This window comes from Nonomuraea muscovyensis (assembly GCF_014207745.1).
Classification (GTDB): Bacteria; Actinomycetota; Actinomycetes; order Streptosporangiales; family Streptosporangiaceae; genus Nonomuraea; species Nonomuraea muscovyensis.
Map to the genome: position 1 here is coordinate 892,606 of NZ_JACHJB010000003.1, position 13,325 is coordinate 905,930.

General features: G+C 70.7%; 13 protein-coding genes. 9 read left to right on the plus strand and 4 right to left on the minus strand.

Annotated elements, in window-relative coordinates; translation table 11 throughout:
• Positions 1 to 24: 24 nt before the first annotated feature.
• Genes FHU36_RS35910 through FHU36_RS35925 form a run of 4 tightly spaced genes read left to right on the plus strand, consistent with a single transcriptional unit; the run spans position 25 to position 3,625 of the window.
• A complete protein-coding gene (locus tag FHU36_RS35910) occupies positions 25 to 1,374 on the plus strand; it encodes a phosphomannomutase/phosphoglucomutase (RefSeq protein WP_185088498.1) in 1,350 nt (449 codons plus the stop codon).
• On the plus strand, positions 1,371 to 1,538 hold the full coding sequence (locus tag FHU36_RS35915) for a Trm112 family protein (protein ID WP_185088499.1): 168 nt from the start codon (positions 1,371 to 1,373) through the stop codon (positions 1,536 to 1,538). The genes FHU36_RS35910 and FHU36_RS35915 overlap by 4 nt, the downstream gene beginning before the upstream one ends.
• The gene (locus tag FHU36_RS35920) at positions 1,535 to 2,641 is read left to right on the plus strand and encodes a bifunctional phosphoglucose/phosphomannose isomerase (protein ID WP_312892069.1); all 1,107 of its coding nucleotides are present in this window, start codon (positions 1,535 to 1,537) and stop codon (positions 2,639 to 2,641) included. The genes FHU36_RS35915 and FHU36_RS35920 overlap by 4 nt, the downstream gene beginning before the upstream one ends.
• A gap of 54 nt (positions 2,642 to 2,695) precedes the next feature.
• Positions 2,696 to 3,625: a cation diffusion facilitator family transporter gene (locus FHU36_RS35925; RefSeq protein WP_185088500.1), complete on the plus strand. Its 930-nt coding sequence runs from the start codon at positions 2,696 to 2,698 to the stop codon at positions 3,623 to 3,625.
• Positions 3,626 to 3,685: 60 nt separating this feature from the next.
• Here the strand turns inward: FHU36_RS35925 and FHU36_RS35930 are convergent, their stop codons facing one another.
• Together FHU36_RS35930 and FHU36_RS35935 are read right to left on the minus strand one after the other, a co-directional pair.
• Positions 3,686 to 4,177 carry a GerMN domain-containing protein gene (locus FHU36_RS35930; RefSeq protein WP_185088501.1) on the minus strand — a complete coding sequence of 164 codons (492 nt, stop codon included), beginning with the start codon at positions 4,175 to 4,177 and terminating at the stop codon, positions 3,686 to 3,688.
• Positions 4,174 to 4,533: a MerR family transcriptional regulator gene (locus FHU36_RS35935; RefSeq protein WP_185088502.1), complete on the minus strand. Its 360-nt coding sequence runs from the start codon at positions 4,531 to 4,533 to the stop codon at positions 4,174 to 4,176. Before FHU36_RS35935 ends, FHU36_RS35930 begins: the two co-directional genes overlap by 4 nt.
• Positions 4,534 to 4,641: 108 nt before the next feature.
• Between FHU36_RS35935 and ahcY the strand changes: the two genes are divergently transcribed.
• Positions 4,642 to 6,069, plus strand: a complete 1,428-nt coding sequence (gene ahcY, locus FHU36_RS35940; RefSeq protein WP_185088503.1) for an adenosylhomocysteinase — start codon at positions 4,642 to 4,644, stop codon at positions 6,067 to 6,069.
• A gap of 195 nt (positions 6,070 to 6,264) precedes the next feature.
• Complete coding sequence (locus tag FHU36_RS35945; protein ID WP_185088504.1) at positions 6,265 to 7,500, plus strand: adenosylhomocysteinase; 1,236 nt, start codon at positions 6,265 to 6,267, stop codon at positions 7,498 to 7,500.
• 37 nt (positions 7,501 to 7,537) lie between these two features.
• Here FHU36_RS35945 and FHU36_RS35950 read toward each other — a convergent pair whose 3' ends face one another.
• The gene (locus FHU36_RS35950) at positions 7,538 to 8,170 is read right to left on the minus strand and encodes a DUF305 domain-containing protein (protein WP_312892070.1); all 633 of its coding nucleotides are present in this window, start codon (positions 8,168 to 8,170) and stop codon (positions 7,538 to 7,540) included.
• Positions 8,171 to 8,343: 173 nt separating this feature from the next.
• Between FHU36_RS35950 and FHU36_RS35955 the strand changes: the two genes are divergently transcribed.
• Both FHU36_RS35955 and FHU36_RS35960 read left to right on the plus strand, forming a co-directional pair.
• Positions 8,344 to 9,729, plus strand: coding sequence for an LVIVD repeat-containing protein (locus FHU36_RS35955; protein WP_185088505.1), 1,386 nt, complete (start codon positions 8,344 to 8,346; stop codon positions 9,727 to 9,729).
• 244 nt (positions 9,730 to 9,973) lie between these two features.
• Complete coding sequence (locus FHU36_RS35960) at positions 9,974 to 11,284, plus strand: LVIVD repeat-containing protein (RefSeq protein WP_221497095.1); 1,311 nt, start codon at positions 9,974 to 9,976, stop codon at positions 11,282 to 11,284.
• Between the two features lie 54 nt (positions 11,285 to 11,338).
• Here FHU36_RS35960 and FHU36_RS35965 read toward each other — a convergent pair whose 3' ends face one another.
• On the minus strand, positions 11,339 to 12,253 hold the full coding sequence (locus FHU36_RS35965; protein ID WP_185088507.1) for an RDD family protein: 915 nt from the start codon (positions 12,251 to 12,253) through the stop codon (positions 11,339 to 11,341).
• Positions 12,254 to 12,304: 51 nt separating this feature from the next.
• Here FHU36_RS35965 and FHU36_RS35970 point away from each other — a divergent pair, with 51 nt between their 5' ends.
• The gene (locus FHU36_RS35970) at positions 12,305 to 13,297 is read left to right on the plus strand and encodes a stage II sporulation protein M (protein WP_185088508.1); all 993 of its coding nucleotides are present in this window, start codon (positions 12,305 to 12,307) and stop codon (positions 13,295 to 13,297) included.
• Positions 13,298 to 13,325: the final 28 nt, after the last annotated feature.

Genomic DNA, 13,325 nt, shown 5'->3' on the forward strand with positions numbered 1-13,325 from the left:
ACGACCTAGGGGCGGAGCTGGAGAGTGGGCGACCTCGCCAAGATCTTCAAGGCCTACGACGTGCGGGGTGTGGTGCCCGACGAGCTCGACGAGCAGACCGCCGAGGCGGTGGGGGCCGCCTTCGTCGAGATCACCGGAGCGCGGGCCGCCGTGGTCGCGCACGACATGCGCGAGTCGTCCGGGCCGCTGGCCGCCGCGTTCGTGCGCGGCGCTCGGTCGCGCGGCGCCGACGTCGTCCACGCGGGCCTGGGCTCCACCGACCTGCTCTACTACGCCAGCGGCAGCCTCGACCTGCCCGGCGTGATGTTCACCGCCAGCCACAACCCCGCCCGCTACAACGGCATGAAGATGTGCCGCGCCGGCGCGGTCCCGATCAGCGGCGACACCGGCCTTGTCGAGATCCGCGACCGGGCCGCCGAGCTGGTCGGCGCCTCGGGCGCCCCGGCCGGTTCGCTGGTCGAGAAGGACCTGCTCGCCGGCTACGCCGGTCATCTGCGCACGCTCGTCGACCTGTCGGGCATCCGGCCGCTCAAGGTGGTCGTCGACGCCGGCAACGGCATGGGCGGGTTCACCGTGCCTGCCGTGTTCGACGGGCTGCCGATCGAGCTGACCCCGCTCTACTTCGAGCTCGACGGCACCTTCCCCAACCACGAGGCCAACCCGCTGGAGCCGGCCAACCTGCGCGACCTGCAGCGGGCCGTCCTCGACACCGGGGCCGACCTGGGCCTGGCCTTCGACGGCGACGCCGACCGCTGCTGGGTCGTCGACGAGCGCGGCGAGTCGGTCTCCCCGTCGGCGATCACCGCCCTGGTCGCCGCCCGCGAGCTGGCCAAACACCCGGGCGCGACGATCATCCACAACCTGATCACGTCGCGGGGCGTCCCGGAGATCGTCCGCGAGCACGGAGGCGAGCCGGTGCGCACGCGGGTCGGCCACTCGTTCATCAAGGCCGAGATGGCCCGCACGGGGGCCGTCTTCGGTGGCGAGCACTCCGCCCACTACTACTTCCGCGACTTCTGGTTCGCCGACTCGGGCATGCTGGCCGCGCTGCACGTGCTGGCCGCGCTCGGCGAGCAGGAGCTGCCCCTGTCGCGGGTCGTGGGGGCCTACTCCCGCTACCACGCCTCGGGCGAGATCAACAGCACGGTGGACGACCAGGACAAGGCGCTGCTGCGGGTGCGCGAGGCGTTCGGCGACCGGGGCACGCTCGACGAGCTTGACGGGCTGACCGTCAGCGCTCCCGACTGGTGGTTCAACCTGCGCGCGTCCAACACCGAGCCGCTGCTCAGGCTCAACGCCGAGGCGGCCGACCAGACCACGATGAGGGCGGTCACCGACGAGGTGCTCGCCATCGTAAGAAGGGTGTCAGTGTGAAGATCGACGACTGGCTGCTGGAGATCCTGGCCTGCCCGGCGTGCAAGTCGCCGCTGCGAGCGGAGGCCGAGGCCGAGGAGCTGGCCTGCACGGGCTGCGGCCTGATCTACCCGGTCCGCGACGACATCCCGGTGCTGCTCGTCGACGAGGCCAGGAAGCCGTGATCTGGGAGCCCGCGTGGCTCGACGACCAGCACCACCTGTCCGAAGGCGATCCTGGCGGCATGCTGCTCGCGGTCGCCGCGTCCGCCGCGCAGGTCCGCACCGGCTACCGCACCGCCGCCGAGGCGGGTGTCGAGCGCCTGCGCGAGTCGGGCCGCCCCCGCGCCATCGTGGTCGTCGGGATGGGCGGCTCGGCCATCGCCGGCGACATCCTGGCAGCCGTCTGCGGCAACGGGGCGCCGGTGCCGATCGTGACCGTGCGCTCCTACCAGTTGCCCGGCTGGGTCGGCGCGGCCGACCTGGTCATCGCGGTGTCCTGCTCGGGCCGTACCGAGGAGACGCTGTCGGCGGTCACGGAGGCCGTGCGGCGCGGCTGCGCGCTGCTCGCCGTCGGCAGCCCCGGCTCGCCGCTGGAGTCGATGGCCAGGCAGGCGTCCGCGACGTACGTGCCGGTGCCCGCGAGCGGGCAGCCGCGGGCCAACGTGTGGCTGCTGGCGGTGCCGCTGGTCATGGCCGGCGCCTCGCTCGGCCTGGTCCAGGCCGACGAGGCCCTGTTCGAGAACGTGGCCCGGATGCTGGAGGACATGGCCCACCGGTGCCGGCCGTCCAGCGAGTCGTTCGTCAACCCGGGCAAGGCGCTGGCGATGGACCTCGCCGGCAGCGTCCCGATGATCTGGGGCTCGTCGCAGCTCGCCGCCGTCGCCGGCTACCGGCTGGCCTGCCAGCTCAACGAGAACGCCAAGTATCCGGCGGTCTTCGGCGAGCTGCCCGAGGCCAACCACAACCAGGTGGTGGCCTTCGACGGCCCGCTCGCGCGGCGCGACATCTTCGCCGAGACGCAGCCGCACACGCTGAGACTCGTCATGCTGCGCGACGTCGAGGAGCATCCGCAGGTGAAGCGGCGGCGCGAGGCGTCCGAACGGCTGGCGCAGGACCGCGACGTGCCCGTCACCGAGGTGGCGGCCGAGGGTGAGCACCCGCTGGAGCGGCTCGCCTCGCTGATCGGGCTCGGCGACTACGCGAGTACCTACCTCGCGCTCGGGTACGGCGTGGACCCCACCCCGGTGTCGGCCATCACGGAGCTGAAGGCCAGGATTTCGCACTAGGATCCCTTTTTCGGGGCTTTGTAGGCGATCTATAGCTATGAGTGGAGAAGACCCGTGAGCGCGAGCGGCGGTACCAAAGCGATCATCGCGGCCTTGGTGGCCAACCTGTCCATTGCGGTGGCCAAGTTCGTGGCCGCGTTCTTCACCGGCTCCTCGTCGATGCTGGCCGAGGGCATCCACTCGGTGGCCGACTCGGGCAACCAGCTGCTGCTGCTGATCGGCGGCAAGCGGGCGCAGCGGGGCCGTACAAAGGAGCACCCGTTCGGCTACGGGCGCGAGCGCTACTTCTACGCCTTCGTGGTGGCCGTCGTGCTGTTCACGATCGGCGCGGTCTTCTCCATCTACGAGGGCTTCCACAAGCTCTCGTCGGACGAGGGCCTGGAGTCGCCCGTCTGGGCGTTCGCGGTGCTGATCTTCGCGATCATCGCCGAGGCGTTCTCGTTCCGCACGGCGATCAAGGAGTCCAACGCGGTGCGCGGCTCGCAGTCGTGGGTCGCGTTCGTCCGCCGGGCCAAGTCGCCGGAGCTGCCGGTGATCCTGCTGGAGGACCTCGGCGCGCTGCTGGGCCTGATCTTCGCGCTGTTCGGCGTCACGATGGCGGTCGTCACCGGCAACCCGGTGTGGGACGCCATCGGCACGCTCATGATCGGTGTGCTGCTCGCGGTGATCGCGATCATCCTGGCGATCGAGACCAAGTCGCTGCTGCTCGGCGAGGGCGCCGCCCCCGAGATGGAGCGGCAGATCCTCGCCGCGCTGGAGGGCTCCGAGGAGGTCGAGCGCGTGATCCACATGCGCACGCTGCACCTCGGCCCGGAGGAGCTGCTGGTGGCCGCCAAGATCGCGGTGGCGCACAACGACAGCGCCGCCGAGGTGGCCAGGGGGATCGACGAGGCCGAGCAGCGCGTCCGCGAGGCCGTGCCGATCGCCCGGGTCATCTATCTGGAGCCCGACCTCGACCGCACGCCGACCACCACGTCCGGCTGAGCCCCCTGGCCCGCCGCGTGAGATCCCCGCGCGGGACGCGCCCGTCGTCCCGCGCCGGGGTCACTCGCGGCCGGTCAGGCAGGACGTGCCCCTGTCGGTCTGGTCGAACAGGCACCGGCCGTTCTTCTCCAGCGCGACGACCTTCTTCACCGTCGCGAACTGCTTGAGCGTGGTGCCGATCATGTTGAGCACGCGGGCGTCGGAGCCGATGCCGTTGCCCATCACGGTGCGGCAGAAGCGCAGCGTCGCGGTGCCCTTGGCGATCTTGACGGTGAAGTCGGCGCCGCAGGTGGACCTGCCGCGCAGCGCGCCGGCCAGCTCGGAGTGCAGGCCCCTGGCGCGCTCCTTCGCCGTCGGGCCCGCGATGAGCTGCTCGACGGCGAACCTGGCGACGCCCCGGTGGGGCGCCGTCCGGGTCACCGGGACCAGCTTGCCGGGGATGCCGAACCCCTTGGCGAAGTAGACCTTCACCGTGGTCCCGGCCTGGGTGGGGGAGCCCGCCGCGTGCGCCGGGGACAGCGTCAGCACGGTGGCCATCAGCAGCTCTTTCATGTCTTCTTTGACGTCTGGCCGGGGGCCGGGGTTCGAAGCAGGCGCAGGGCCTTTTCCTTCTCGAAGTCGAGCGCCCGGCGCGGCACCGGGATGCGCCCGATCCGCACGCCGAGGTCGCGGACGGCGGCGGCCACGGCCGGCTCGCCGAGCACGCGCAACGCGAACGCCAGCGCCGCCGGGGAGACGTCGAATTGCTTCTCCAGCTCCACCCCCTGGGCCACCGCGGCCAGCTCGTCGGGGCCGAAGCGGCGGTGCGCGCCCTGCGCCCGGACGGGAGGCAGTAAACCCAGAGCCTCCCGGTATCTCAGCATTCGGGGGGACATGCCCAACCGCTGGGCGGCTTCCGTGATGCGCATTCTTACATTCTTACGTCAGGAAGAGGCCGCTGAGCGTGCTCCGCGTCGGAACGGCGCCTAAACTCGTCCGCGACAACGTGTGCAGCAGTCGTGATGCGAGGGAATCAGATGGACTTCAAGGTCGCCGACCTTTCACTTGCCGAGTTCGGCCGTAAGGAGATCAGGCTCGCCGAGCACGAGATGCCCGGCCTGATGGCGATTCGTGAGGAGTACGCGGCCGCGCAGCCCCTCCGTGGCGCGAAGATCATGGGCTCCCTGCACATGACCATCCAGACCGCCGTCCTCATCGAGACGCTCGTCGCGCTCGGCGCCGAGGTGCGCTGGGTGAGCTGCAACATCTTCTCCACCCAGGACCACGCCGCCGCCGCGGTCGTCGTCGGCCCCGACGGCACCGTGGACGAGCCCAAGGGCGTCCCGGTCTTCGCCTGGAAGGGCGAGACGCTGGAGGAGTACTGGTGGTGCACGGAGCAGGCGCTCGTCTGGCCCGGCGGTGACGGGCCCAACATGATCCTCGACGACGGCGGCGACGCCACGCTGCTCGTCCACAAGGGCGCCGAGTACGAGAAGGCCGGGGCCGTCCCCGCCGCCTCCGCCGAGGACCCGGAGGAGTGGCACGTCATCATCGACCTGCTCAAGCGCACGGTCACCGACGAGAAGAAGTGGACCCGGATCGCCGAGAACATCAAGGGCGTCACCGAGGAGACCACCACCGGCGTGCACCGCCTGTACGAGATGCACAAGAACGGCCAGCTGCTGTTCCCGGCGATCAACGTCAACGACTCGGTCACCAAGTCGAAGTTCGACAACAAGTACGGCTGCCGCCACTCCGTCATCGACGGCCTCAACCGCGCCACCGACGTGCTGATCGGCGGCAAGGTGGCCGTGGTCTGCGGCTACGGCGACGTCGGCAAGGGCTGTGCCGACGCGCTGCGCGGCCAGGGCGCCCGCGTCATCGTCACCGAGATCGACCCGATCTGCGCCCTCCAGGCGGCCATGGACGGTTTCCAGGTCACCACGCTGGACGAGGTCGTCGGGATCGCCGACATCTTCGTCACCGCCACCGGCAACTTCAACATCATCACCGCCGCGCACATGGCGCGGATGAAGCACCAGGCGATCGTGTCCAACATCGGCCACTTCGACAACGAGATCGACATGGCCGGCCTGATGCGCACCGAGGGCATCACCAGGAACACCATCAAGCCCCAGGTCGACGAGTGGATCTTCCCTGACGGCCACTCGATCATCGTGCTCGCCGAGGGCCGGCTGATGAACCTCGGCTGCGCCACCGGCCACCCGAGCTTCGTGATGTCCAACTCGTTCACCAACCAGGTGATCGCGCAGATCGAGCTGTTCACCAAGACGGCCGAGTACCCCATCGGCGTCTACACGCTGCCCAAGCACCTGGACGAGAAGGTCGCCCGGCTCCACCTCGACGCCCTGGGCGTCAAGCTGACCGAGCTGACCAAGGAGCAGGCGTCCTACATCGGCGTCCACGTCGAGGGCCCGTACAAGTCCGACCACTACCGCTACTGATCCGGCCGCGTGCCGAGCGCACGCGGTCCGCGATCCGGCACGGTGAGCCCCGCCCGCAGCGGACGCCGGGGCCCTGTCCCCGGCGCTCCCGGGGCGAGGCGGGTCTCTCGCCGTGCCGAGCGTTCCTGCGGGCCGCCCGCCTCGCGCGGTCGCGAGGCGGGCGGCCCGGCGGGCTTGGTGAGGGGAGAACGATCGATGGACCTCGGCGAGAGCGGCGAGCGGCAGATCAGCTGGGCCGCCCGGTCGATGCCGGTGCTGACCGCGATCGGTGAGCGGTTCGCCGGGGAGCGGCCGCTCGACGGGCTGAGGATCGCCGCGTGCCTGCACGTGACCGCCGAGACGGCCGTGCTCATGGGCGCGCTCAGGGCGGGCGGCGCGGAGATCGCGCTGGCCGCGTCCAACCCGCTGTCCACGCAGGACGACGTGGCCGAGGCGCTGCGGGCGTACGGGGTGGCCGTGCACGCCCGGGCCGGCGTCGACCGGGCCACCTACTACCGGCACATCCACCAGGCGCTCGACATCGGGCCCGACCTCGTGCTCGACGACGGGTGCGACCTGGTCAACACCCTGCACACCGAGCGGACCGACCTGCTGGCGGGCGTCTCGGGCGGCTGCGAGGAGACGACGACCGGCATCATCCGGCTGCGCCAGATGGCCTCGGAGAAGGCGTTGCGGTTCCCGGTGGTGGCGGTGAACGACACGCGGACCAAGCGGATGTTCGACAACCGCTACGGCACCGGGCAGTCGACGCTCGACGGCATCATGCGGGCCACCAACACCATGCTGGCCGGGCGGACCGTGGTGGTGGCCGGGTTCGGCTTCTGCGGGCGCGGGGTCGCCGAGCGCGCCAAGGGGCTCGGCGCGCGGGTGGTCGTGACCGAGATCGACGCGGTCAAGGCGCTCGACGCCACCCTGCAGGGCTACGAGGTGCGGCCGATGGCCGAGGCCGCCGCGACGGGCGACCTGTTCATCACGGTGACCGGCAACCGCGACGTGGTCCGGGCCGAGCACTTGGCCGCCATGAAGGACGGCGCCATCCTGGCCAACGCCGGCCACTTCGACGTGGAGATCGACGTGCGGGCGCTGGACGAGCTGGCCGTGGAGGTGCACCGCGGGGTGCGGCCCAGCACCGACGAGTACGTCCTGGCCGACGGCCGCCGCCTGCTGCTGCTGGCCGAGGGCCGGCTGGTCAACCTGACGGCCGCCGAGGGCCATCCGGCCGCCGTGATGGACATGTCGTTCTCCGCCCAGGCGCTCGCGGTCGCCTGGCTCGCGCGGGAGCGCCTGCGGCTCGCTCCGGGCGTGTACGACGTGCCCGAGGAGATCGACCAGGAGGTGGCCAGGCTGAAGCTGGCGGCCACGGGCATCGGCATCGACACGCTGACGGGCGATCAGGAGGCCTACCTCCACTCCTGGCGCGTCGGCTCCTGACAGCGCTCCAGGGCGCTCCAGGGCGCTCCTGAGGCGCTCAGAGCAGGGTGGACATGCGGCGGATCTCAGCGGCCTGGCTGACCGAGACGTCCTCGGCGATCTCCTGGACGCGCTGGTGCGAGCCCTTGGTCAGGACGTCGCCCGACATGGTGATGGCGCCCTGGTGATGCGCGGTCATGAGCTGGATGAACAGGCGGTCGAACGCCTCGCCCCGGGCCGCCTTCAGCGCCTCCAACTGCTCGGGCGTCGCCATGCCGGGCATGCCGGCATGGCCGGCGTGGTGGTCGGGCACCCGCTGCCCCTCGGCCTTGAGCCAGTCCGTCATCATGGCGATCTCCGGCCCCTGGACGTCGTTGATCCGCGACGCCAGGCGCTTGACGCCGTCGCTCGCCGCCCGGGAGGCGGCCAGCACGCTCATGTCGAGGGCCTGCCGGTGGTGGACGATCATGTCCTGCAGGTAGCGGACGTCGGCCGCGTTCGCCTTCTGGGGCGGGACGGCGGTGGCGGCCTCGTCCGGGCCGAGCGTCCTGGCCTCCTCCCCCGGCCTGCCGGGGGCGATGACCGGGGCCGTCTCGGTGGCCGTGGGCGCCGCGGCCGGCGTGGCGCCACCCGTGCACGCGCTGGTCACGAGCATGAAGGCGCAGGCGCCGACGGTGAGTGCGCTCCGCACCCGACCTCCTTGACTGCTGGCAGTTGCGAGGTTGCACTCTAGATGCTCGGGTATGGCCGAGTAAACACGGCAAGTCAGCAAAAATCTTGACAGAGTGATCGCTTGGCGGCGCACAGTGCTTGTGTGCATGATTTGGGCATTTATGTAGCCTTTATGCCCGAGAGGAGCCGCGAGTGTTGACCTTGCGCAGATGCCTGGTCGGCGCCGGAGCGGCGGTCGCGTTAGCGCTGACGGCCCTGCCCGCGTCGGCTGCCGACATCCCGCCCGCGGACACCGTGGTGACCAGCCCCAACGTCTCCCACGTGCTGAACATCCCGAAGCCCGAGCCGATCGCCGGCACCATCAACACCGACATCGCCTTCCAGGGCGGCTACGCCTACGTGGGCAACTACGGCGGCTTCTCGATCTACGACGTCCGCAACCCGAAGCAGGCCAAGCCGGTCAGCTCGGTCGTCTGCCCGGGCGGCCAGATGGACGTCAGCGTCTACGGCGACCTGCTGTTCGCCGCGGTCGACAGCTCGCGCAGCGACGACTCCTGCAACAGCACGGGGCTGTCGGCCAGCAACAAGGAGGCCTGGGAAGGCGTCCGCATCTTCGACATCAGCGACAAGGCGGCGCCCAGGTACGTCAAGGCGGTGGAGACCAACTGCGGCTCGCACACCCTGACGCTCGTGCCGGGCAAGGGCCGGGACCGGCACAAGAACATCTACGTGTACGTCTCGTCGTACTCGCCCAACGACAACTTCCCCGACTGCCAGCCGCCGCACGACAAGATCTCCATCATCAAGGTGCCGCTGCGTGACCCCGCAGCCGCGACCGTCGCGGCCACCCCGGTCGTCTTCCCCGACGGCGGCAACGAGACCCAGCCGGGCCTGCTGGTGCCGACCAGCGGCTGCCACGACATCACCGCCTACGCCGAGAAGGACATCGCGGCCGGCGCGTGCATGGGCGACGGTGTGCTGTTCGACATCTCCGACCGGCTGAACCCGAAGGTCACCGCCCAGATCACCGACCCGAACTTCGCCTTCTGGCACTCGGCCACGTTCAGCAACGACGCCAGGAAGGTCGTCTTCACCGACGAACTCGGCGGCGGCGGCGCGGCCACCTGCAACGAGGCCACGGGACCGAACCGGGGCGCCGACGCGATCTACGACATCGTGCGCGGCCAGCTCGTGTTCAAGAGCTACTTCAAGATCTCCCGGCACCAGGCCGACAGCGAGAACTGCGTCGCGCACAACGGCTCGCTGATCCCGGTCAAGGGCAAGGACATCATGGTCCAGGCGTGGTACATGGGCGGCGTCTCGGTCTGGGACTTCACCGACTCCGCCAACCCGCGCGAGATCGGCTACTTCGAGCGCGGCCCGCGCGCCAACGGCCAGGGCGGCGGCGTCTGGTCCGCGTACTACTACAACGGCCACATTTACGCGGCCGACTTCCACGAGGGCCTCGACGTCATCAAGGTCGACGACCCGCTCGTCAACGGCGCCGCGCGCGTCCGCACCGACCGGCTGAACGTCCAGACCCAGGAGTCCTACCGCGGGTGGGGCTGGGGCCACTGACCCCCTGACACCGGTACGGCGGAGCCCAGCCGGGCTCCGCCGTACGGCTGTCTCCGGGGCCGCGTGGACGAGCCGCGGGCGGTCTCGTGGTTCGCGCTTCGGCGCGTAACCCGGCAAGGGTCGGTGCTCTGATGAAATATGGAGGGAAAGGGGGGATTTTCCTGCCATAGTGGGGGCCGCTGTGTCCCTATCCCCAAGCAGGAGGTCCTCTGTGGCGCCCCGAATCGGCCGTACCCTGACGTTGATGGGAGCGGTGTTAGCCCTCATGGCGTCACCCGTCCAGGCGGCTGACGACGGCAAGGCCAGCCCCAACGTGGAGCACGTGGCCAACGTCCCCAAGAAGGCGCCCTTCGACGAGGCCGACGCCTACGGCACGGACCTGGCGTTCCAGGGTCACTACGCCTACCAGGGCAACTACTACGGCTTCACCGTCTACGACATCAAGAACCCGGCCAAGCCCAAGGTGGTGAGCCGCGTCAGCTGCCCCGGCGCGCAGAACGACGTGTCGGTCCAGGGCAACCTGCTCTTCCTGTCGGTGGACGACCCCATGCGCGGCGACTCCTGCAAGGGCGAGTTCGGCAACGTGACCTCGCCGTCGTCGTGGGAGGGCATCCGCATCTTCGACATCACCGACAAGGCCCGGCCGAAGTACGTCAAGGCCGTCAAGACCGCCTGCGGCTCGCACACGCACACGCTCGTGCCGGACAAGACGGGCAAGTCGGTCTACCTGTACGTGTCGTCGTACGGGCCGGAGAAGGCCTTCCCCGGCTGCAAGCCCCCGCACGACCGGATCTCCATCGTCAAGGTGCCCCTGGACAGGCCGACGGCCGCCAAGGTGGTCGCCACGCCGGTGCTCTTCCCCGAGGGCGGCAACGAGACGCAGGAGGGGCTGCTCGCGCCCACCAGCGGCTGCCACGACATCACGGTCTACCCGCAGAAGAACATCGCCGCGGGCGCCTGCATGGGCGACGGCGTGCTCATGGACATCTCCGACCGCGAGCACCCCAAGGTCACCGCCACCGTCACCGACGAGAACTTCGCGTTCTGGCACTCGGCCACGTTCAACAACACCGGCGACAAGGTGGTCTTCACCGACGAGCTGGGCGGCGGCCTGGGCGCGACCTGCACCAAGGCGGTCGGCCCCGAACGCGGCGCGGACGCGATCTTCGACATCGAGGACGGCCGGCTCGTCAAGAAGGCGTACTACAAGATCCCGCGCGTGCAGAGCACGTCCGAGAACTGCGTGGCCCACAACGGCTCCCTCATCCCGGTCAAGGGCCGGGACATCATGGTCCAGGCGTGGTACCAGGGCGGGGTCTCCGTCTGGGACTTCACCGACTCCGCCAACCCGCGCGAGATCGGCTATTTCGACCGCGGCCCGCTCCGGCCGCGCAACCTCGCCGGGTCGTGGTCGGCGTACTACTACAACGGCCACATCTACAGCAGCGACATCCAGAAGGGCCTGGACGTGCTGCGCATCTCCGACAAGCGCACCGACCCGGCGGCCAAGGTGCGCATGAAGGCGCTGAACGCCCAGACGCAGACCGGGTTCTGACCGCACCGGGCGGCGAACGCCGCCCGCCGGCCTGAGCGGCCGCCACGCGGCCGCTCAGTCCGGCGGCGCGAACCCGCCCGAGGACGGCCGCGGCGGCTCCTGAACGGGAGCGGGCGGTCCGGGTCGCGCGTGGGGGGGCGCCGGAGGCGGCGGCGCCTGGGGGAAGGACGGCCGTGGCGTGCCGTAGGGAGCGGGCGGCTGGGCGTGGGGAGCGTGGCGGGCCATGCGCCGGGCGAGCCTTTCGTGCTCCCGCCTGCGCCTCTCGGAAAGGACGGCGCTCAGGTAGGCGTGCGGCGGGACCCCCGGCGGCGCCGGCGGCGAGACGAACGCCGCCACCTGGGTGGCGATCCGGACGCCCATCTCGTGCTGGACGTGCGGCGCCAGGTCGTGCCAGCGCACGAGGTACTGGCGGGCGGCTCCGGCCACCTCCTCCGGCAGCCGCGACAGCTCCAGCCGCGCCGCCCAGGAGGCGAGCTGCGGCGGCATCACGATGGCCTGCCCCGTGTCGCGCGGCCCCCGCTCGGAGATCACGATCGTGCCGGCGAAGACGTCGCCGAGCCGCTTGCCCCGCTGGGAGATGAGCGACGAGATCAGCGCGGGAGCCCCGGAGAACATCCAGAACTCCGCCACCCCCGCCAGCCCCCGGAACAGCGCCTGCCGGAACCGTTCGGGACCGCCGTCGTCGCTGACCACCCGCAGCCCCATGGCGAGCTTGCCCAGGCTCCGGCCCCGGGTGGCGGTCTCGAAGATCACCGGGTAGCCGACCAGCACCAGCACGGTGAGCACGATCGACACCGCCGCGAACATCGCGGAGTCGGAGATCACCGAGAACGCCTGGAGCGCCAGGTAGGCCACCACCAGGACCGTCAGTTGCACCGCCATGTCGATGAACAGGGCCAGGGCACGCGACGGCATCTGCGCCACCCGCACCTCGACGACGACGGCGTCTCCGGTCACAACCTCTGACATACGTGGAGCCTAACGGCAATGGCCGCCTGCGCGACCGGCCAGAATGGTCCCGTGGACATCGATGCGTTCGTGGCGGCACACCGCCCCGTGTGGGACCGGCTGGAGCACCTGGTCAGGCGCCGCTCGTCCCTGACGGGAGCCGAGGTGGACGAGCTGGTGGACCTCTACCAGCGGGTGTCGACGCACCTGTCGATCGTCCGCTCCGCCTCGACCGACGCGATGCTCGTCGGCCGCCTGTCCGCACTGGTGGCGCGGGCCAGGTCCGCGGTCACCGGCGGCCGGGCCCCGGCCTGGCGGGAGTTCGGCAGGTTCTTCGCGGTGTCGTTCCCCGTGGTGGCCTACCGGGCCCGGTGGTGGTGGCTGGCCACGAGCCTGTCGTTCGTCGCGGTGTCGTGGCTGTTCGGGGCGTGGGTGGCCGGCGACCCGGCGGTGCAGGCGTCGATCGCCTCACCCGAGGAGATCACCCAGCTCGTGGAGCACGACTTCGCCGACTACTACTCGGAGCACCCCGCGGCCTCCTTCGCCAGCCGCGTCTGGATCAACAACGCCTGGGTGTCGGCGCAGGTCATCATCTACGCGATCTTCCTGGGGCTGCCGATCCCGTTCGTGCTGTGGACCAACGCCGCCAACGTGGCGGTCTCCGGCGGTCTGATGGCCTCCCGCGACAAGCTCGACATCTTCTTCGGGCTGATCATGCCGCACGGCCTGCTGGAGCTCACCGCGGTCTTCCTCGCCGCCGCCGCGGGCATGCGGCTGGGCTGGACGGTCGTCGACCCCGGGCCGCGCAGGCGCGTCGAGGCGCTGGCCGAGCAGGGCCGGGCCGTGGTGAGCGTGGCGCTCGGGCTGGTCGTGGTGCTGTTCGTGTCAGGGCTGATCGAGGCGTTCGTCACGCCGTCGGGGTTGCCCACGTGGGCGCGGATCGGCATCGGGGTGCTCGCCGAGGTGGCGTTCCTGGCGTACATCGTGGTGTTCGGGCGGCGGGCCCTCCGCCGGGGTGAGACCGGCGACATCGAGCGCGCCCCCGACGTGGCACCGAGCGCCTGACGGCCCCGGACCGCGTCAGCCGGACCGC

Bases quoted from the DNA above. Each gene is read 5' to 3' on its own strand.
- FHU36_RS35930 (WP_185088501.1), bottom strand. From the start codon at position 4,177: ATGAAAGAGCTGCTGATGGCCACCGTGCTGACGCTGTCCCCGGCGCAC.
- FHU36_RS35965 (WP_185088507.1), bottom strand. From the start codon at position 12,253: ATGTCAGAGGTTGTGACCGGAGACGCCGTCGTCGTCGAGGTGCGGGTG.
- FHU36_RS35960 (WP_221497095.1), top strand. From the start codon at position 9,974: ATGGGAGCGGTGTTAGCCCTCATGGCGTCACCCGTCCAGGCGGCTGAC.
- FHU36_RS35935 (WP_185088502.1), bottom strand. From the start codon at position 4,533: ATGCGCATCACGGAAGCCGCCCAGCGGTTGGGCATGTCCCCCCGAATG.
- ahcY (WP_185088503.1), top strand. From the start codon at position 4,642: ATGGACTTCAAGGTCGCCGACCTTTCACTTGCCGAGTTCGGCCGTAAG.
- FHU36_RS35945 (WP_185088504.1), top strand. From the start codon at position 6,265: ATGGACCTCGGCGAGAGCGGCGAGCGGCAGATCAGCTGGGCCGCCCGG.